This window comes from Burkholderia oklahomensis C6786 (assembly GCF_000959365.1).
Taxonomy (GTDB): domain Bacteria; phylum Pseudomonadota; class Gammaproteobacteria; order Burkholderiales; family Burkholderiaceae; genus Burkholderia; species Burkholderia oklahomensis.
Map to the genome: position 1 here is coordinate 70,674 of NZ_CP009556.1, position 19,428 is coordinate 90,101.

The 19,428-nt window shown below is 68.1% G+C and carries 14 protein-coding genes; 9 read left to right on the forward strand and 5 right to left on the reverse strand.

Annotation, left to right across the window (positions count from 1 at the left end; all coding sequences use genetic code 11):
- Window positions 1-26 precede the first annotated feature (26 nt).
- From BG90_RS18540 to BG90_RS18560, 5 genes are all read left to right on the forward strand, one after another.
- Complete coding sequence (locus BG90_RS18540) at window positions 27-1,892, forward strand: AMP-binding protein (protein ID WP_010117932.1); 1,866 nt, start codon at window positions 27-29, stop codon at window positions 1,890-1,892.
- Between the two features lie 64 nt (window positions 1,893-1,956).
- Window positions 1,957-2,388: a hypothetical protein gene (locus BG90_RS18545; protein WP_010107705.1), complete on the forward strand. Its 432-nt coding sequence runs from the start codon at window positions 1,957-1,959 to the stop codon at window positions 2,386-2,388.
- Window positions 2,389-3,270, forward strand: a complete 882-nt coding sequence (fabD, locus tag BG90_RS18550) for an ACP S-malonyltransferase (RefSeq protein ID WP_010117930.1) — start codon at window positions 2,389-2,391, stop codon at window positions 3,268-3,270. It abuts the gene before it with no gap.
- Between the two features lie 16 nt (window positions 3,271-3,286).
- Window positions 3,287-5,146 (forward strand): fatty acyl-AMP ligase, encoded by a 1,860-nt coding sequence (locus BG90_RS18555; RefSeq protein WP_010117928.1) that lies wholly within the window; start codon window positions 3,287-3,289, stop codon window positions 5,144-5,146.
- A gap of 299 nt (window positions 5,147-5,445) precedes the next feature.
- Complete coding sequence (locus tag BG90_RS18560; protein WP_010117926.1) at window positions 5,446-6,345, forward strand: AEC family transporter; 900 nt, start codon at window positions 5,446-5,448, stop codon at window positions 6,343-6,345.
- 198 nt (window positions 6,346-6,543) lie between these two features.
- Here the strand turns inward: BG90_RS18560 and BG90_RS18565 are convergent, their stop codons facing one another.
- Window positions 6,544-7,014, reverse strand: a complete 471-nt coding sequence (locus BG90_RS18565) for a GNAT family N-acetyltransferase (protein WP_010107698.1) — start codon at window positions 7,012-7,014, stop codon at window positions 6,544-6,546.
- A 154-nt stretch (window positions 7,015-7,168) separates the two neighbouring features.
- Here BG90_RS18565 and BG90_RS18570 point away from each other — a divergent pair, with 154 nt between their 5' ends.
- Together BG90_RS18570 and BG90_RS18575 are read left to right on the forward strand one after the other, a co-directional pair.
- Complete coding sequence (locus tag BG90_RS18570) at window positions 7,169-7,828, forward strand: GntR family transcriptional regulator (RefSeq protein ID WP_010107697.1); 660 nt, start codon at window positions 7,169-7,171, stop codon at window positions 7,826-7,828.
- Window positions 7,812-9,050, forward strand: coding sequence for a dicarboxylate/amino acid:cation symporter (locus BG90_RS18575; RefSeq protein WP_025990127.1), 1,239 nt, complete (start codon window positions 7,812-7,814; stop codon window positions 9,048-9,050). Before BG90_RS18570 ends, BG90_RS18575 begins: the two co-directional genes overlap by 17 nt.
- A 732-nt stretch (window positions 9,051-9,782) precedes the next feature.
- On the opposite strand, the gene BG90_RS18580 is transcribed toward BG90_RS18575, so the two are convergent.
- The 4 genes from BG90_RS18580 to BG90_RS18595 form a co-directional block, all read right to left on the reverse strand.
- Entirely contained in the window at window positions 9,783-11,315 is a 1,533-nt protein-coding gene (locus BG90_RS18580) for an efflux transporter outer membrane subunit (RefSeq protein ID WP_010117924.1), read from the reverse strand.
- A gap of 10 nt (window positions 11,316-11,325) precedes the next feature.
- Window positions 11,326-14,511 carry a multidrug efflux RND transporter permease subunit CeoB gene (gene ceoB / locus BG90_RS18585; protein WP_010107694.1) on the reverse strand — a complete coding sequence of 1,062 codons (3,186 nt, stop codon included), beginning with the start codon at window positions 14,509-14,511 and terminating at the stop codon, window positions 11,326-11,328.
- A 61-nt stretch (window positions 14,512-14,572) separates the two neighbouring features.
- Window positions 14,573-15,802, reverse strand: a complete 1,230-nt coding sequence (locus BG90_RS18590) for an efflux RND transporter periplasmic adaptor subunit (RefSeq protein WP_010117923.1) — start codon at window positions 15,800-15,802, stop codon at window positions 14,573-14,575.
- A 49-nt stretch (window positions 15,803-15,851) separates the two neighbouring features.
- Window positions 15,852-16,706: an alpha/beta hydrolase gene (locus BG90_RS18595; RefSeq protein WP_010117922.1), complete on the reverse strand. Its 855-nt coding sequence runs from the start codon at window positions 16,704-16,706 to the stop codon at window positions 15,852-15,854.
- Between the two features lie 189 nt (window positions 16,707-16,895).
- Between BG90_RS18595 and BG90_RS18600 the strand changes: the two genes are divergently transcribed.
- Both BG90_RS18600 and BG90_RS18610 read left to right on the forward strand, forming a co-directional pair.
- On the forward strand, window positions 16,896-17,900 hold the full coding sequence (locus tag BG90_RS18600) for a LysR family transcriptional regulator (protein WP_010107686.1): 1,005 nt from the start codon (window positions 16,896-16,898) through the stop codon (window positions 17,898-17,900).
- 1,144 nt (window positions 17,901-19,044) lie between these two features.
- A complete protein-coding gene (locus BG90_RS18610) occupies window positions 19,045-19,338 on the forward strand; it encodes a DUF4148 domain-containing protein (protein WP_010107682.1) in 294 nt (97 codons plus the stop codon).
- Window positions 19,339-19,428: the final 90 nt, after the last annotated feature.

Genomic DNA, 19,428 nt, shown 5'->3' on the forward strand with positions numbered 1-19,428 from the left:
CCCACTACATGACAAGGAGCCACAGCGTGTCTTCGCTTTCACGACAATTGAGCGCTCTCGGCAGCCGGATCTTCACGAGCGCGCCGTTCGGTCCCGGCGTATCGATGCAGAATCTCGCCGAATGGTCGTCGCTCGCGCACGTCCAGCTGCTCGGCAAGGTCGCCGCCGAATTCGGCATCGACATCGACATCGAAGAGGCCTACCGGCTGGACAGCTTCGAGCGTCTGCTGCATTACGTCGAGCGGCAGCGCGCAACCGGCGGCGACGCGCCGCAAGCGAGCGCGGCGCCCGGCGCGGCTGCGCACGCGGCCGGCGCCGAGCCCGACACGATCGGCGCGCTGCTTCGCGCACGCGCCGACGCACTGCCCGACGAACCATTCCTGTTCTTCCCCGCCGACGACCGCAGCTACACGTATCGCGCGTTCGACCGGCTCGCGTGCGCGGCCGCCGAAAAGCTGCGCGCGCACGGGCTGCGGCGCGGCGACCGGCTGTCGGTCGTGCTGCCGAACGGCCCCGAGTTCCTCGCGTACTACTTCGGCGCGCATCGGCTCGGCGTCGTGTCGGTGCCGGTCAACCCGGCGCTCAGCGCGGCCGAATGCGCGTTCATCGTCCGCAACAGCGGCGCGAAGCTCGTCGTCTTCGACCGGCGGCTCGCGAACCTGCGCGACGCGGTGCGCTCGGCGCTCGGCGACGACGGCACGCCTGTCGCGTGCGCCGACGCCGCGTCCGGCTTCGGCCTCGAAGCGCTCGCGGCGGCGGCAGCCGAGCACGAGCATGCATCGATCGCGCCGGAACCGGCCCTCTCGGCCGACGACGACGCGAGCATCCTCTACACGTCCGGCACGACGGGCCACCCGAAAGGCGTCGTGCTGTCGCACCGGAACCTGCTGTCCGACGCGCGCGCGCTCGTCGACTGGTTCGCATTCGAGCCCGGCACGCGCACGATGTGCATCCTGCCGCTCTTCCACAACAACGGCCAAGTGATCACGCTGCTGTCGCCGCTGATCGCGGGCGGCAGCTCGGTGATTCTCGAAGGCAAGTCGGCGCTGCCGTCGTTCTGGAAACTGATCGACAAATACCGCGTGAACTGGACGAGCGTGATGCCCGCGTTCCTGTCCGCGTTCCTCGAATACGGGCTGAAGCGCACCGACGACACGCTGCGCGGCATTGTCTGCGGCGGCCAGGTGCTGCTCGACGAGGTGCGCAACCGCTTCGAGAGCGAATATCGCGTGCCGGTGTTCGAGGGCTTCGGGCTCACCGAGACGACGTCGTTCGCGACGATGAACCGCCATCCCGCCGAGCGCCGGCGCTTCGGATCGATCGGCGTCGCGCTGCCGTGCAACGCGCTGCGGATCGTCGACGCCGACGGCCGCTCCGTCGCCGCCGGCGACACGGGCGAGATCCTGATCCGCGGCGACAACGTCGCGACGCGCTATCACGCGCGCCCCGAGCTCAGCGCCGAGCGCTTTCGCGACGGCTGGCTGCATACCGGCGACTACGGCTATTGCGACGACGAAGGCAACTTCTTCTTCGCGACGCGCGTCGACGATCTCATCATCAAGGGCGGCGAGAACATCTATCCGGCCGAGATCGAGAACGTGCTGCACGGCTGCGACGACGTCGTCGAATGCGCGGCGCTCGGCGTGCCCGATCCGATTCTCGGGCAGGAGGTGTGCGTGTACGTGAAGCTCAAGCCGTCGTCGACGCTCGGCAAGGACGACGTCCGCCGCCTGTGCGAAGGCCGCATCGCGCACTACAAGTGCCCGCGCCACGTCGTGCTGCTCCACGAGCTCGACGATCTGCCCGAGCTGCCGAAGGGGCCGACGCGCAAGATTCTCCGCCGCCGGCTGCTCGAGCATTTCGCGACGCTGCGCGAGCGGGCGTCAGCGTGACGCGCGGCGCCGCCCGTCGCACTTTTTTCGTCGAACGACATCGACCGAACATGAGGGAGACGCCATGAAGCTCGTACTGTTCCTGCATCTGATTTTCGTCGCCGCGTGGATGAGCTGCGTGATCGTCGAAGGCATCTTCGAGCACGCGATCGATCGGAGTCCGGAGCAACGCGCGTTCATCTCGAAGCTGCACTGGACCACCGACAAGTACGTCGAAATCCCCGCGTTCACGATCGTGCTCGTCACGGGCGCGATCCTGCTCGCGCATCGCGCGCCGACGCCGCTGCTGCTGACGAAAGTCGCGTTCGGCACGCTCGCGATCGCGTTGAACGCGGTGTGCGTGTGGATCGTCATCCGGCGCAAGCACCATGCGGCGCACGACGACTACGCCGCATGGGAGCGCATCGACCGCGTTCAGCACAAGCTCGGCGGAATCGTCGCGATCGCGATGCTCGCCGCGCTCGGCATCGGCGGCTACATGTTCGCAGGAGCATAAATGAAGGCACTGATTTTTCCCGGGCAGGGCTCGCAGGCAGCGGGCATGGGCGCGGGCCTCTTCGAGCGCTATCCGGAGATCGTCGAAGCGGCGGACGACGTGATGGGCCTGTCGGTCGCGCGTCTTTGCATCGACGATCCGGACGGCCTGCTCGCCGGCACCCGCCATGCGCAGCCCGCGATCTTCGTCGTCAACGCGCTGCAGCTTGCCGCGTGGCGCGAGACGCACGACGACGCGAACGTCTGGCTCGCCGGGCACAGTCTCGGCGAATACAGCGCGCTCCTCGCGGCCGGCGTATTCGACTTCCGCACCGGACTCGAGATCGTCAAGCGGCGCGGCGAGCTGTTCGCGTCGGTCGACGGCGGCGGGATGGCGGCGGTCGTCGGCGCGGCCGCCGCCGAGCTCCGCCGCCGCCTGCGCGAGTCCGGCTTCGACGACGTCGATCTCGCGAACTTCAACAGCGCCGAGCAGACCGTGATCGCGGGCCCGGCCGCATCGGTCGCCGACGCGGCGCGCATGCTCGACGCATGCGGCGACGTCACCGTCCACCCGCTGAAGGTGAGCGGCGCGTTCCACTCGCGCCGCATGACGCCGCTCAAGCCCGAGTTCGACGCGTTCCTCGCGCGCTTCGCGCTCGCCGAGCCGGCGCGGCCCGTCGTGTCGAACGTGACCGCGCGCCCCTATCAGGCGCCCGGCACGCCGGCCGATTATCTCGTCGAGCAGCTCGACCAGCCGGTGCGCTGGCGCGACAGCATCCGCTTCATGCTGCGCTCGGGCGTCGACGAATGGGACGAGCTCGGCCCCGGGCGCCGCATCCTGACCAAACTCGTCGACGCCATCCGGCACGAGGAGCCCGCGACGCTGCAACCCGCAACACTTTGAAGAGGACCGATCCGACATGTCATCCATCCAATCCGCCCTCGCCGCCTGCCGATCGCTGACCGCGCCGCCGCCGCTCGCGCCGGCGGCCAACTTCGCCGACGTGCTGCGATTCCGCGCAGAGACGACGCCCGACGAGTTCGCATACGGCTATCTCGGCTTCGGCCGCCTGCCGGATCGCGTGATGCGCTACGGCGACATTCATCGCCGCGCGCTCGCGATCGCGCGCGAGATCGTCGCGCACGGCCGTCCGGGCGACCCCGTGCTGCTGATCTTCCCGTCCGCCGCCGATTTCATCGAGGCGTTCTTCGGCTGCCTGTACGCGGGCCGGATGGCCGTGCCGGCGCTGCCGCCGCGCACCGGGAAGGAGCGGCGCCGGCTGATCTCGATCACACGCGACTGCGCGCCGTCGCTCGCGATCTGCGGCACCGGCGAAATGGACGCCGTGCTCGCCGAACTGTGCGCGGCGGGCATCGCCGCGCCGCCGTGCCGCGAAGTCGGCGCGATCCCCGACGGCATCGGCGACGCGTCGCCCGAGCTGCCCGCCGTCGCGCCCGACAGCATCGCGTTCCTGCAATACACGTCCGGCTCGACGTCCGATCCGAAGGGCGTGATGGTCGGCCACGACAACCTGCTCGCGAACGAGCGGCTGCTGCGGCAGCACTGGGGCAGCGACCGCGCGCGCTGGCTGATCGTGTCGTGGCTGCCGCACTATCACGACATGGGGCTGATCGGCGGGATCCTGCAGCCGATCTACGCGGGACGGCCCGCCGTATTCATGTCGCCGCAGGACTTCCTGCAACACCCGGCGCGCTGGCTCCACGCGGTGTCCGACTACGGCGCGACCTGCAGCGGCGCGCCGAACTTCGGCTACGAGCTGTGCCGGCGCCGCGCGAGCCGGATGGATCTCACGCGGCTCGATCTGTCGACGTGGGAGCAGGCATTCAACGGCGCGGAGCCGGTGCGGCCGCGGACGATGCGCGAATTCGCCGACGCGTTCGCGTCCACCGGCTTCCGCTACGACGCGTTCGCGCCATGCTACGGACTCGCGGAGCTCACGCTCGCCGCGACGTCGAAGCAGGTCGGCGCGCCCGTCGTCATACGGCGCGCCGGCTACGCGGCGCTCGCCGACGGACGCTTCGAGCCGCTGCACGGCGACGGCCGCGCGATCGACGTCGTGTCGGTCGGCACGCTCGCGGACGCGCATCAGGCGATCCGCATCGTCGATCCGGCGACGGGCGAACCGCAGCCGGCGGGCGCGATCGGCGAGATCTGCGTCGCGAGCGACAGCGTCTGCCATGGCTACTTCGGCCGCCCGGACGCGACCGACGCGACGTTCCGCGCTTACCGTTCCGACGCGTTTGCACACGGCATGCTGCGCACGGGCGACCTCGGCTTCGTCGACGACCAGGGCCACCTGTTCATCTCGGGGCGCATCAAGGATCTGATCATCCTGAACGGCGTCAACTACTATCCGCAGGACATCGAAGGCGCGGTGCTGAACGTGTCCGACCAGATCCGCGCGAACCGGCTCGCCGCGATCATGGTCGAGCGCGGCGAGCAGGCGGGGGTCGTCGTCGTGCTGGAGGCGATCGGCCGGTTCGATCTCGCGGCGCTCGCGCCGGCGATCGGCCGCGAAGTGTGGGACGCGTGCCAGTTGACGCTGAGCGGCGTGATCCGCGTGAAGAAGGGCGAGATCCATACGACGTCGAGCGGCAAGATCCAGCGCTCGACCTGCGCGCGGATGCTCGCGGACGGCGCGTTCACGATCGAGGACGCGTATCTGCCCGACGCCGCGCAGGCATGGCTTGCGCCCATGATCGAACGGTGCGCGAGCGTCTGCGGCGAGCCGTCCGGCGACGCGCAAGCCGCTGCCTGACGCCGCGCCGCGGCTGGCTGCGCACGGCGCACGGCAGCCGATCGCGGTGCGGCGCCGCAGGCGCGTCGCTTGCATCGCGAGCACATGCCGCGCAAATATCGCGTCCGTCTCTCGCACGCTCTCGCATCGAGGCGCCCGCCGGGTTATAGTCCGGCGGGCGCGCCGCGCGAAGGCACACGACGCAACGCGCGCGCCGCGCCGCCGCATCCGTCCCGGTCCCGCGCCGGCTTTCGACATCCACAACCCGCACGGACGGCCCACCGAGCCGGCCGGCATCCAATTCGTACAAGCGCCGATCGATGGCTTCGTTGATTCTCGTTCTCGCCTGCCTGTTCGCGGGCGCCGCGCTCGCGCGAAGCAAGCGCCTGCCGGACAACTTCCCGGCCAGCCTCAACTTCTTCGTCATCCAGATTTCATTGCCCGCGCTCGTACTGCAGCATCTGCACAAGATCGCATTCAGCGCGGACGTGGCGTGGCTCTTCGCGACGCCCGCCATCGTATTCGCGGCGACCGCGGCGCTCGCGCTCGCCGCGGGCGCGCTGCTCGGCCTCGACAAGGCGACGGTCGGCTGCCTCACGCTCGTCTGCGGCACGAGCAACACGTCGATCGTCGGCGTGCCGGTCGTGCAGGCGCTCATCGGAAGCGCGGCGGTCGGCCACGCGCTCGTCGTCGACCAGGCGAACTTCATCGTGATGTGCACGGCGGGCCTCGTCGCCGCCGACCTGTATGCGGGCAGCGCGACCAGCTGGCGCGGCGTCGCGCGGCAGCTCGCCGGCTACCGGCCGATTCAGGCGATGGTGCTCGCGCTGTTGCTGCGGCCAGCGCCGTTTCCGCCCGTCGTCGAAGACGTGCTGACCGCGCTCGGCGCAACGCTCACGCCGATCGCGATGATCTCGGTGGGCGCGAGCTTCAGCCTGCGCAGCGCGCGCGGCGCCGCCCGGAATTTCGCGGTGGGCATCGGCTTCAAGCTGCTCGTCGTGCCGGCGATCGTGCTCGCTTGCGGGCTCTACGTCTTCGCTCAGCAGGGGGTGCCGCTCGCCGTCGCGCTCTTGCAGGCCACGATGCCGCCGATGATCATCGCGGGGCTCATCGCGATCGACAAGAAACTCGATCCGCCGCTCGCGGGCGCGCTGATGACGCTGGGCGTGCCCGCGTCGATCGTCGCCGCATGGCTGTGGCGCGGCGCGCTGCCGTATTGACGAGGCCGGGACGGCCGGGTCGATGTGTTTCGGAACGCGAATCGTCCGGCGCGCGATGGACGATGCATTGGCTTCGTCGAATGCGCGGCGCGGACGCCGCGCCCATCCCGCCGCCGGCGCCGCGTCCGAAACGGCAAGCACGCCGGCGGCCCGCCCATCGGGCACGGAACACGCGACGCGACGGCGCTCGCGCAACCGTCACGTGCCGTCCGGCAGCAGCCGGTGCATTTCGTGGAACACCATGTCGGCGCGACCGGCGATCGCAAACGGCGCGCCCGTCGCGACAAAACCGAGCGATTCGTAGAAGCCGCGCGCCGAATCGCGCGCGGTGCACCACACGACTTTTCCGTTCTGCCGCTGCGCATACTCGATGCACGCATGCATCAGCCGCGTGCCGACGCCCTGCCCCTGCATGAACGGCTCGACGGCCACGCCCCGCAGCCGCCACGCGCTACCCGCGGGGAAATCGCGGAACGCCTGCCGGCATATCGTCGCGACCGCGACGATCCCGTCCGATGTCCGAGCCGCCAAATGGAGCGTCACGTCGTGGTCGTCGCACGGAAAGCGGCTCGCGTTCTCGTCTCCGTCCAACAGGATTCTGGCCCTGAGCGGCAACACGGACGCAACCGGCACGGTCACGATGGAGTACGACTGTTGATCGACGAACATCGGCTGTTTATGAAAAAATTGATTGGCTCATTCTAAATCCGTGAAAGATTTCGTTCGCAAAAAATATTTGTTGTTCGCATCAGCCAATACGGTTAATCTAAATAAATGTTGCTCGCGTCATTAAATTCAAGCAAACAAACTGCGATCACAGATAATGGAGAAAATCTCGTCCGATACGGGAAGCGCCTATGACGAAATCCGTTCGCGGATCTTCGACGGCCGATTGTCGCCCGGGCAGAAAATCTCTCACCGGGGCCTCGCCCACGAGCTCGGCGTCGGGCAAATGCCGGTGCGCAGCGCACTGCAACTGCTCGCGTCCGAAGGGCTCGTGAATATCGTCGACAAGAGCGGCACCTTCGTCAACGAGCCGACGCGCGACGATCTGCGCGAAATCTACGAATTGCGCCTCGCGCTCGAGAGCACCGCCGCGTACCTCGCGGCGCGCGGCGGCGCGACGGACGGCCTGTCGCGCTCGCATGCGCAGATGCGCAGGCTCGTCGACGAAAACGGCGCCGACATCATGACCGAGCAGAAAGTCGGCTGGGTCTTTCATGACGAAATATTCAGGGCCGCACGCAACGATCGGCTATTTACGACATACAAGCTGCTGCGCGCGCAAACCCATGCGCTGAACGAACTGCCGCGAAACGATTTCGCGACGGTCAGGCGCGGCACGCTCGAACATTTGAAGATTTACGCGGCCATCGATGCGCGGGACGCGGAATCGGCGCGGCGCCTGATGTGGAATCACGTGATCGACGGCACTCCGGACAGAATTCGATTAATTCGAGCTCAATATGACACTGGTCAATAAGAAAATCCCTTTACCGCTGCAGATGATTCTGGGCCTCGCGCTCGGCGTGGTCTTCGGGCTGTTCGCACCCGCCGCGAGCCGCGACCTGGCGTTCATTTCGACGCTGTTCGGTCACGCGATCAAGATGGTCGTGCTGCCGCTGATCCTGCTGTCGGTGACGCTCGGCGCGTTCCGCGCGGGCACGCAGCGCGGCCGGCTCGGCAAGACGGCCGCGTTCAGCCTCGTGTTCTTCGCGCTGATGACGGTGATCGCCGCGTCGCTCGGCCTCGCGCTCAACTGGCTGTTCCGGCCCGGCATCGGCGCGAGCCATGCGCAGACGGCGTCGATGCCGTCGAACCTCGCGAGCGGCATCGACTGGATGAAGTTCCTGACCGACATGATCCCGTCGAACATCGTCGGCGCGCTCGCGGCCGGCAATTCGCTGCCGGTGCTCGTGTTCGGCGTGCTGCTCGGCTGCGCGCTCGCGGCCGTCCAGGATCGCGCGGCGCCGTTCGTCGCTGTCTGCGAATCGATGCTCGCCGCGTTCTTCAAGATGACGGAATGGGTGGTGTCGCTGTCTCCGATTGCGATCTTTGCTGCGATCGCTGTGCTGCTGTCGTCGAAAGGGCTCGCCGCGATGGCGCCGCTCGCGAAGCTGCTCGGCATCGCGTATCTCGGCATGGCGATCCTCGCCGTGTGGCTCACGCTGATCGTCAAGCTCGCCGGCCACTCGCCGCGCGCGGTCGTCCGCAAGGTCAGCGAGCCGCTGATCCTCGGCTTCACGACGCGCTCGTCCGAAATCACGTTCCCCGTGCATCTGAAGAAGCTGACGGAGATGGGCGTGCCGTCGTCGGTCGCGTCGACCGTGCTGCCGCTGTCGTACATCTTCAATCGCGAAGGCGCGGTGCTCTACACGGTGCTCGCGGTCTGCTATCTCGCGGACGCGTACCAGCTCGCATGGAGCTGGCCGCTGATGATCACGATCGCGATCCTGACGATCATCACGATCGACGGCGCCGCGAACGTGCCATCGGGCGCGGTCGTCGCGATCACGGTGATCCTCGCCGCGATCGGGCTGCCCGCCGACGCCGTCCTGCTGATTCTCGGCGTCGATGCGTTCTTCGACATGGGCCGCACCGCGCTGAACGTCTACGCGAGCACCGTCGCGACGACGCTCGCGAGCCGCGTGTCCGGCGTCGCGCCCGAGCTTGCGGACACTGCGGCGCACGTGTCGCGCGTCTGATGGTTGTCGTGCGCGCCGGCATCCGCCGGCGCGCCGAATGGGATCGGTACGGCGAAGGCCGCCGGAGGTTCGACGGTCGGCGCGAGACGCCGGCCCGATGCAGGAAAGTATTGGCGAGCGTGATGCTCGGCGGTTCGGTGGGCGCAGCACGCCGTGCGTGCATGGGCACGCACGGCAGCCGCCTCGCATGACATCGCTCGCGCGATTGTAGTGCCGTCTGCGAGTATTTCTGGCCCTCGGATGCAGGCGGTTACGCAGTCCCTGTCGCCCCACGCCGGGACTGCGCTTTTTATTGTCGGACCGGCGGCGCAACGAAACGATGACAACGTGTTTCGTGCGCCGCTGCCAAGTGTAAGTCGAGACTGCACGGCACGAAACAGAAATCGCGATGCCGCACGCGGCCGGATCGATTCGGCACGGATCGTCTTTCATGCGCCGTCGGCGCATGGCGACGGCCACCCTTCCCGATGTTCATTCCAAATGCCGCCCGTCACGCGACGGGCGCCGGAATTGCACGCCCGTCGCGTTCGCGCGGCTCTCAGGCTCTTCGGCTCTCAAACGTTCCGGCGCTCGGGCATTCGAGCTTTTGGACGCTCGGATTCGCGAGCGTCATCAGCATTCCCGACGTTCAGACGCTCGACCTCTCGGGTTTTCAGGCAACGCACGCACCGCAACGCGCAACGCTCGCGCATCAGCGCGACGGCGGCTCGCGACTCGGCGCCGCCGCCGCCATCAACGCGCCGCCACGTCCTGCTGCGCCGGCTCGCGCGCGCCGGCGGCCACGTCCGCTCCCCAACCGCCGCCGAGCGCGCGAATCAGGTTGACCGTCGATGCCGCCTGCGTGCCCGTCAGCTGATTCGATTGCAACTGCGACTCGAGCACCGAGCGCTCGCTGTCGATCACGTCGAGATAGCTGACCGCGCCTTCCTGATACTGCGTGCGCGACAGCGTCGCCGCGCGCCGCGACGCGTTGACCGCATCGTTCTGCGCGCGGATCTGATCGTCGAGCAGACGCAGATCGGCGAGGTTGTCCTCGACTTCGCGGAACGCGACGAGCACCTGCTGCCGGTAGTTCGCGACTTCTTCGTCGTACTTCGCGCGCGCCTGCGCGACGCCCGCGCTGCGCCGCCCGCCGTCGAAGATCGGCAGCGTGAGCGCGGTGCCCGCGAACGGCCCGAGCAGGAACGTGCGGCTCGACCACAGGAACAGGTTGCCGAGCGTCGCCGCTTCAAAGCCGAACGCGCCCGTGATGTCGAGCTTCGGGAAGTACGCGGACTTCGCGAGGCCGACGCGCGCGTTCGCGGCCATCATCGCGCGCTCGGCGGCCGCGATGTCCGGCCGCCGCTCGAGCAGCGCCGACGGCAGCCCCGCCGGCACCCGCACCGCGACCGGCGCGATCGGCGTTTCCTTGAACGAGAAATCCGCGGGCGCCTTGCCGAGCAGGATCGCGAGCGCATGCTCGGACACCGCGCGCCGCCGCGCGACGCCGACCGCGTCCGCCTGCGCGGTCGCGAGTTCGTTCTTCGCGCGCGACACGTCGAGCTCGCTGATGTCGCCTTCGCTGAAGCGCCGCTGCACGAGCTTCAGCGCTTGCTCGCGCAGCTCGACCGTGCGGCGGTACAGATCCTGATCGGAATCGAGCCGGCGCAGCTCGAAGTAGTTCTGCGCGACGTCCGCCTGCAGCGCGAGCTGCACCGAGCGGAACAGCGCCTCGCTCTGCGCGGCGTCCGCGCGCGACGCCTCGACGTTGCGGCTCACGCGGCCGAACAGGTCCGCCTCGTACGACACCGTGCCTTGCGCGCGCCAGAGCGTCGCGTTCGTCGGTCCCGCGCCCTGCGGCTGGAACTGCGACGCGGACGACAGCCCCTCGCGCGTCGGCCCGAAACCAACGCCCACTTGCGGGAACCACTGCGAGCGCGCGGCGCGGGTCGCCGCACGCGCCTGCTCGACGCGCGCCGCCGCGGCCTTCAGGTTCTGGTTCGCGGCGAGCGCCTGTTCTTCGAGCGCGTCGAGCACCGGGTCGCCGAACGCCCTCCACCATTCGCCGCGATGCGCGGCGTCGGCGGGCTCGGCCGTCTTCCACGTGCCGGCCTGCTCGCCCGGCGACAGCGCCGGCGCCTCCTTGAACGCGGCGGGCGTCGCGACGTCCGGCCGCTTGTAGTCGGGCCCGACCGCGCACGCGGCGAGCAGCGTGACGAGCAGGCCGCTCGCCGCCGCGATCTTCGCGAGACGCGTGAAGCCGTCGTTGATCTTGGTCTTGTTCATCTTTCTATCCTCAAGCGTCCGGAGCCGGCAGACCATAGCCCGCCGAGTCCTTCTGCGCGACGTGAATCTTGCCGCCCGCGAGCGTGCGCAGCACCACGTAGAACACCGGCGTCAGCATCAGGCCGAACAGCGTCACGCCGAGCATCCCGAAGAACACCGCGACGCCCATCGCATGCCGCATCTCCGCGCCCGCGCCCGTCGACAGCACGAGCGGCACCACGCCCATGATGAACGCGATCGACGTCATCAGGATCGGCCGCAGCCGCAGCCGGCTCGCCTGCACCGCCGCCTCGAACGGCGTCTTGCCGTCATGCTCGAGCTCGCGTGCGAACTCCACGATCAGGATCGCGTTCTTCGCGGACAGCCCCACCAGCACCATCAGGCCGATCTGCGTGAAGATGTTGTTGTCGCCCTGCGTGAGCCACACGCCCGTCAGCGCCGACAGAATGCTCATCGGCACGATCAGGATCACCGCGAGCGGCAGCGTCAGGCTCTCGTACAGCGCGGCGAGCACGAGGAACACGAGCAGCACGCTGATCGGGAACACCCAGATCGCCGAGTCGCCGGCCAGAATCTGCTGATACGTCAGGTCCGTCCACTCGAACTTCACGCCGCGCGGCAGCGTCTGCGCCGCGATCCGCTCGATCGCCGCCTGCGCCTGCCCCGACGAGTAGCCGGGCGCAGGCCCGCCGTTCACGTCGGCCGCCGTGTACGCGTTGTAGCGCACCACCATCTCCGGACCGAACGTCGGCGACACCGTCACCAGCGACGACAACGGCACCATCTCGCCCGCCGCGTTGCGCGTCTTCAGTTGCAGGATGTCGTCCGCGCGCTGGCGGAACGGCGCATCGGCCTGCACGCGCACCTGATAGACGCGGCCGAAACGGTTGAAGTCGTTCACGTACAGCGAGCCGAGATAGATCTGCATCGTGTCGAACACGTCGGTCACGTTCACGCCCAGCTGCTTCGCCTTCACGCGGTCGAGATCGACGTTCAGCTGCGGCACGTTGATCTGGTAGCTCGTGAAGAGCGGACCCAGTTCCGGCGCCTGCTGCGCGCGCTTGATGAAATCGTTCGTCGCATCGGAGAGCCGCGCGTAGCCGACCGCGCCGCGATCCTCGATCTGCATCTTGAAGCCGCCGAGCGTGCCGAGGCCGAGCACGGGCGGCGGCGGGAACACCGCGACGAACGAATCCTTCATCGCCGAATACTGCTGGTTCAGCGCACCCGCGATCGCGCCCGCCGACAATGCCTTGCCGTGACGCTGATCGAACGGCTTGAGCGTGACGAACACGATGCCCGCGCTCGAGCTGTTCGTGAAGCCGTTCACCGACAGCCCCGGAAACGCGACCGCGCTCTCGACGCCCGGCTGCTTCAGCGCGATCGCGCCCATGTCGCGGATCACCTTCTCGGTGCGGTCGAGCGACGCGCCGTTCGGCAGTTGCGCGAACGCGATCAGATACTCCTTGTCCTGCGCGGGCACGAAGCCGCCCGGCACGATCTTCGAGATCATCACGGTCGCGCCGACGAGCGCGAGATACACGCCGAGCATCACCGCCTTTCTCGACAGCACGCCGCGCACGCCGCGTCCGTAGCGCTCCGCGCCGCGATGGAACACCTTGTTGAAGCCCCTGAAGAAGCCGCCGAGCACGCGATTCATCAGGCGCGTCAACCAGTCTTCCTTCTCGCCGTGCCCCTTCAGCAGGATCGCCGACAGCGCGGGCGACAGCGTCAGCGAGTTGAACGCCGAGATCACCGTCGAGATCGCGATCGTCATCGCGAACTGCTTGTAGAACTGGCCAGTGAGACCCGACATGAACGCGAGCGGCACGAACACCGCGACGAGCGTCAGCGCGATCGCGATGATCGGCCCGCTCACTTCCTGCATCGCCTTGTAGGTGGCCGCACGCGCGGTGAGCCCGTTCTCGATGTTCCGCTCGACGTTCTCGACGACGACGATCGCATCGTCGACGACGATCCCGATCGCGAGCACCATCCCGAACAGCGACAGCGCGTTGATCGAATACCCGAACAGCAGCAGGAGCGAGAACGTGCCGACGATCGACACCGGCACCGCGATCAGCGGAATGATCGACGCGCGCCAGGTCTGCAGAAACACGATCACGACGATCACGACGAGCGCGATCGCTTCGAGCAGCGTATGGACGACCGCCTTGATCGACGAGCGCACGAACTGCGTCGGGTCATAGACGATCTTGTAGTCGACGCCCGCCGGGAAGTCCTGCTTCAGCTCGGCCATCGTCTTGCGCACTTCGTCGGAAATCGCGAGCGAGTTCGCGCCGGGCGACTGGTTGATCGCCATCGCGACGGCCGGCTTGTTGTCGAGCAGCGAGCGCAGCCCGTACTCGGACGCGTCGAGTTCGATCCGCGCGATGTCGCGCAGATGCGTGACGCCGCCGTCCGGCGCGGTCTTCACGACGATGTCGCCGAACTCGTCTTCGCTCTGCAGACGGCCGCGCGCATTCACCGACAGCTGCAGCGGCGTGCCGGGCAGCGTCGGCGACGCGCCGATCACGCCCGCCGCGACCTGCACGTTCTGCTCGCGGATCGCGCGCACGACGTCGTCGGCCGTCAGATTGCGCTGCGCGACCTTCTGCGGATCGAGCCACACGCGCATCGCGTAGTCGCCCGAGCCCCACAGCTGGACCTGGCCCACGCCCTGAATGCGCGACAGCCGGTCCTTCACGTTGATGAGCGCGTAGTTGCGCAGATACGTCATGTCGTAGCGGTTGTCGGGCGAGATCAGGTGCACGACCATCGTCAGCGTCGGCGAGCTCTTGACCGTCGTGATCCCGAGCCGCTGCACGTCTTCCGGCAGGCGCGGCAGCGCCTGGTTCACGCGGTTCTGCACGAGCTGCGTCGCCTTGTCCGGATCGGTGCCGAGCTTGAACGTGACGGTGATCGTCATGTTGCCGTCGCTGTTCGCCTGCGACTGCATGTACAGCATGTCCTCGACGCCGTTGATCTGCTCTTCGAGCGGCGACGCGACCGCCTCGGCGATCACCTTCGGGTTCGCGCCCGGGTATTGCGCCTTGACGATCACGGACGGCGGCACGACTTCCGGATACTCGGAAATCGGCAGCAGGAACATCGCGATCATCCCGGCGAGCAGGATGATGACCGACAGCACCCCTGCAAAGATCGGTCGATCGATGAAGAATTTCGATATGTTCATGGAAGGCTCTGTCTGATTGAGCGCGCTGGCGCGGCGGGCTGACCCAGGAAGCGGCCGCCCGTCACGCGCGCGCGTTGCCTTGCGTGGTCTGCGGACGCTGCACGCCGCCCGCGACCGGCGTCGCGGCGGCGGCGTCGTCGCCGCCCGTCATCGGCACGAGATGCGGCTTCACCTGCTCGCCCGGACGCACGCGCTGCGTGCCGTTCACGACGATCCGGTCGCCCGCCGACAAGCCGCCGACGATCACGCGCTGATTGCCGTGCTGCGAGCCGAGCTGCACTTCGCGATACGACACGCGGCCCTGCTGGTCGACGACGAACACGAACTTCTTGTCCTGGTCGGTGTTGACCGCCGCGTCGTCGATGAGGAGCGCCGGATGCGGCGCGCTGCCGCCCACCTTCACGCGCGCGTAGAGGCCGGGGACGAGCGCGCCGTCCTGATTGTCGAAGCGCGCGCGCACGCGGATCGTGCCGGACGACGTGTCGAGCCGGTTGTCGACCGAGTCGATCACGCCCTGCCGCGAATAGCCGCTCTCGTTCGCGAGGCCGAGCTCGACGGGCACCTTGCGGCCGTCCTTCGCGCCGCCGATGTATTGCAGGTAGGTCTGCTCGTCCGCGTCGAACGACGCGTAGATCGGCGACACCGAAACCAGCGTCGTCAACGGCGCGGCCGACGCGCCCGCCGACACGACGTTGCCGAGCGTGATCTCCGCGCGCGACACGCGGCCCGACACGGGCGCCGTGATCCGCGTATAGCCGAGGTTGATCCGCGCGGTCTCGAGCGCGGCATCGGCCGCCTTCAGGTTCGCAAACGCCTCGCGCGCGGCGTTCTGCTTCTCGTCGTAGTCGCGCTTCGCGATCGCGTTGTCGCCGATCAGGCGCTGCGCGCGCTGCCAGTCGCTCTGCGCATAGCCGTTGCGCGCCTGCGCGGCGGCGAGCTGCGCGGCCGCGCGATCGACTTCGGCTTGATACGGACGCGGATCGATCACGAACAGCACGTCGCCCTTCTTCACGAGCGCGCCGTCCTTGAAGTTCACCGACACGATCGTGCCCGACACGAGCGGACGCACGTCGACCTTCTCGACCGCCTCGAGGCGTCCCGAGTAGGACTGCCAGTCGGTGATCGTCTTCGACAGCACGTTCGCGACGTCGACCTCCGGCAGCGGCGCCGCCGACTTGTCCGGAGCGCTCGCGTTCACGCGGATCGCGCCGAACGCGCCGAGGCCCGCGATGACGACGACCGCAAGCGTCGCGGCCGCGATCCGCGAACGGGAAGTACGCAAGATAGCCATGAAAAAAACCCCCAAGTTGTCGGTTGTTCTGGATTCGGATGAAACGGCGTCAGCCCGGCGAAACCGCGCTGAAGCGGCATTGAAAGAACCGCGTCGCCTCATCGAGCGCGGGCGCGTGATCGGCGAGCGCCGCGTGCGATATGTCTCGATAGCGGACCACCTGCGTCGGCACGCCCGCCTCGATCAGGCAGCTCGCGTACTTTTCCGCCTCGACGTGCAGCACGTCGTTCTGCGCGGTCGCGACGAGCGTCGGCGGCAGCCCCGCGAGGCGCACCGATTCGAGCGGCGCCGCGTACGGATGCATCCGCTGCGACGGCTGCGGCAGGTACGCGCGATAGCACGCGGCGCACTCCTGCGCGGTAATGTCGGACGACGAAAGGCGCGCCGCGTCGGCGAGACGCGTGAGGCTCGGGTCGAGCATCGGGCCGATCAGCGCCTGCGCGGCGATACGGATCTCGCCGCGGTCGCGCGCGATGAACGCGAGACAGTTCGCGAGCTGGCCGCCCGCGTCGTGCCCCGCGACGCCGATCTTGCGCGGATTGCCGCCGAACGCGCGCGCGCGGGCTTCGGCCCAGCGCGCCGCGCAGTACGCGTCTTCCGGCGCGGCCGGAAACGGATGCCGCGGCGCGAGCGAATAATCGACCGACACGACGAGCGCCGGCACGTGCTCGGCGAGATGGCGCGCGGCGCGGTCGGCGTCGTCGAGCGAGCCGCGCACGAAGCCGCCGCCGTGGAAATAAAGCACTACAGGCAACGCGGATTTGTCGGGGCGCCGATAGAGGCGCAGCACGATGTCCTGCGCGTAGCCGCCGATCACGACGTCCGACACCGCGAGCGCCGGCCGCGCGCGAGCAGCGTCTGCGCTCGTGCGGGGAATTTGGCTGCGGAAATCGAATGCGTCCATGGCGTGTCGTGCGCGGCGTCGCGCGATCCATTGCAAGATGGATCGCATTCTGGGTCCGGCAGACATCGGGATAAATGCCTATAATCCGGCAACACAATTCACGCCCCCTGAACAATCGTCGGCTGCGTCGCCTTCATCGGTGTCGCGGCCTGCATCTGTTCAGCGTTCAAATATCGCGGAGGTAAAGTAATGGACCGACTGCAGGCCATGCAGGTGTTTACGCGCGTCGTCGATACGAACAGCTTTACCAAAGCGGCCGAGACGCTCGGCCTGCCGCGCGCGTCGGTGACGACGATCATCCAGAATCTCGAAGCATTCCTCGGCGTGCGGCTGATGCACCGGACGACTCGCCGCCTGTCGCTCACGCCCGACGGCGCCGCGTATTACGAGCGCTGCGTGCGGATCCTCGCGGACGTCGAGGAAACCGAGGCGAGCTTCCAGACCAACAACCGAAAGCCGCACGGCAAGCTGCGGGTCGACATGCCGGGCTCGATCGGACGCCTGATCGTGATCCCTTCTCTGTGCGAATTCCATTCGCGCTTCCCGGACATCGACCTGCAGCTCGGCCTGTCGGACCGGCCGGTCGATCTGCTGCAGGAAGGCATCGACTGCGTGATCCGCGTCGGCGCGCTGCAGGATTCGTCGCTCGTCGCGCGGCGGGTCGGGCTGTTCGAGGGCACGACGGTCGCGTCGCCCGCGTATCTCGACAAGTACGGCGAGCCGCAGACGATCGAGGCGCTCGCGCAGCACAAGGCGGTCAACTACTTCTCGAGCCGCACCGGGCGCACGATCGACTGGGCGTTCCTGATCGACGGCAAGGAAGTCGAGGTGAAGATGAACGGCCTCGTGTCGGTCAACGACGCGGACGCGTACGTGACCTGCGGGATCGAAGGCTTCGGGCTGATCCAGCCGCCGCTCTTCATGGTGCTGCCGCAACTGCGCGACGGAACGCTGAAGGAAGTGCTGCCGGGCTACAAGCCGCTGCCGATGCCGATTTCGGTCGTCTATCCGCACAGCCGGCATCTGTCGCCGAAAGTGCGCGTATTCGTCGACTGGATCGCCGAGATCTTCGAGCGCTGCCCGCTGCTGAGCGGCCGCAAGGGGCTCGACGCGACCTGCAGCAAGCGCACGTTCGAGGATGCCGAGCGCGCGCCTTCGCTCGACACGCCGGTGTTGAACGAGTGGGTGGCTTGATCGGTTAGTCACTTGCTCCGGGCGCACGCGGGCGCGGCGCGCGGCGCGCAGTCGTCGCATGCCTGGCGTTTCGAGGACGAGCGGGCGCGCCGCACACCGGCTGTTCGCGGCGCTTGCTTCCCGGCCGCCGCGCGCGTACGGCTCAAGAACGCGCGCGCCGCGAAATCGTGGCGTGCGCGACTCGCTTCTCCGTCTTCTGTTTTAAGAAGGCGTTCAATTAAAAGCGGCCCGACCGGCTGCTTCAATCGGCTCTTCGGCGTTCGCTGCCGATCTTCAGGCGCGCTCACGGCACGACGCGTATCGTCTGCCCGCCTGTCGGCGAGCCGGGGCATCGCGCCTTCCTGTCATCGCGTTCGATGCGCCGATGCCGCGACGTTCGTGCGCGCCACGGCCGGCCGCGCATCGGCGCGCTCACGGCCAACGCATGGCGGATTGCGCGCTTGCGCAGCACTTGATCGTGCCGCCGCATGAGCGTGTTCGGCGAGCGCGCCGACGACAGGCGTCGATGCGCGGCAGCCGCATGCCGTTTGCCGCGCCATGTCGTCCGGCTTCGCGCGAATCGCTCGGCCTCGACGACTTGCGTCATCTCGTCGGTTGCATCCGATATCCGCTAGTCGATGCGGTCTGCGCATGAGACCCCGTGCGCGGTCGCTCGGCTGATGCGCATGCGTTACGCGACGCGATCCGTCGTGAACGCGATGCGTCGAGTTCGATCGACATATGTGCATTCGATTTTCGCGTTCGACGTGGCCGCCGCGGCTCGCGCCGCTCGCCATTCGACGCAGCGCATCCTGCATCGCGCCGTTTTCGCATCTCGTCGATGTCGAGACGTCCGTGCGAAGCGTCGTGCGACATGCCGATCCGCATCGCGCCACGCGCCGCGTCCAGCGCGCGACGCATTCACATACGCAATCGACGCATCCACCCGGCCGCGCGCCCCGCGGCCGCACGTTGCCGCGCTTGTCCACGACACGCGTCGCCAGCGCCGAAGCAAAGCCCTGTCGACGTCACGGACTCCGATTGTTCCATCCTCGCGACAATTCAATTCGCGACATCGCCATTTATCGCCGCCACCCACGCACCTACAGTACAGCCTGTCGCGCACCGCTTTCGGCATGCGCATCGAATCGACAGGAGTCACATCATGAAACGCAGCAGTCTTCTCGCCCTCGCCGCCGTCGCGCTCGCCGTTTCCGCGCCGGCATTCGCGGACGGCGGGATCGGCCCTGCGGGCAGCTACGGCGACGCGTCGCGGCACGGCAACGGCACCCGCACGCGCGCCGAGGTCCGCGCGGAACTCGAACAAGCGCAGCGCGACGGCACGCTCGCGGCATTGCGCAAGTCGATGTCGTACGCGCCGCCCGGCGCCGAGCTCGTCGCGCAACGTCCGTATCGCCCGGACCCGGACGCGAACCAGCTCGCGGGCGCCGGCCGGTAAACGCAACGCGCCGCGCATCGAAGCCGATGCGCGGCGCCCTATCCATCATGCAGCCACGTCTTTCGTCAGCGTGAGATCACGATCATGAAC

Excerpts from the sequence above, each read along its gene's own strand:
- BG90_RS18570 (WP_010107697.1), top strand. The coding sequence starts at position 7,169 with ATGGAGAAAATCTCGTCCGATACGGGAAGCGCCTATGACGAAATCCGT.
- fabD (WP_010117930.1), top strand. The coding sequence starts at position 2,389 with ATGAAGGCACTGATTTTTCCCGGGCAGGGCTCGCAGGCAGCGGGCATG.
- BG90_RS18545 (WP_010107705.1), top strand. The coding sequence starts at position 1,957 with ATGAAGCTCGTACTGTTCCTGCATCTGATTTTCGTCGCCGCGTGGATG.
- BG90_RS18575 (WP_025990127.1), top strand. The coding sequence starts at position 7,812 with ATGACACTGGTCAATAAGAAAATCCCTTTACCGCTGCAGATGATTCTG.
- BG90_RS18560 (WP_010117926.1), top strand. The coding sequence starts at position 5,446 with ATGGCTTCGTTGATTCTCGTTCTCGCCTGCCTGTTCGCGGGCGCCGCG.
- BG90_RS18610 (WP_010107682.1), top strand. The coding sequence starts at position 19,045 with ATGAAACGCAGCAGTCTTCTCGCCCTCGCCGCCGTCGCGCTCGCCGTT.
- BG90_RS18580 (WP_010117924.1), bottom strand. The coding sequence starts at position 11,315 with ATGAACAAGACCAAGATCAACGACGGCTTCACGCGTCTCGCGAAGATC.
- BG90_RS18590 (WP_010117923.1), bottom strand. The coding sequence starts at position 15,802 with ATGGCTATCTTGCGTACTTCCCGTTCGCGGATCGCGGCCGCGACGCTT.
- BG90_RS18600 (WP_010107686.1), top strand. The coding sequence starts at position 16,896 with ATGGACCGACTGCAGGCCATGCAGGTGTTTACGCGCGTCGTCGATACG.
- ceoB (WP_010107694.1), bottom strand. The coding sequence starts at position 14,511 with ATGAACATATCGAAATTCTTCATCGATCGACCGATCTTTGCAGGGGTG.
- BG90_RS18565 (WP_010107698.1), bottom strand. The coding sequence starts at position 7,014 with ATGTTCGTCGATCAACAGTCGTACTCCATCGTGACCGTGCCGGTTGCG.
- BG90_RS18595 (WP_010117922.1), bottom strand. The coding sequence starts at position 16,706 with ATGGACGCATTCGATTTCCGCAGCCAAATTCCCCGCACGAGCGCAGAC.
- BG90_RS18555 (WP_010117928.1), top strand. The coding sequence starts at position 3,287 with ATGTCATCCATCCAATCCGCCCTCGCCGCCTGCCGATCGCTGACCGCG.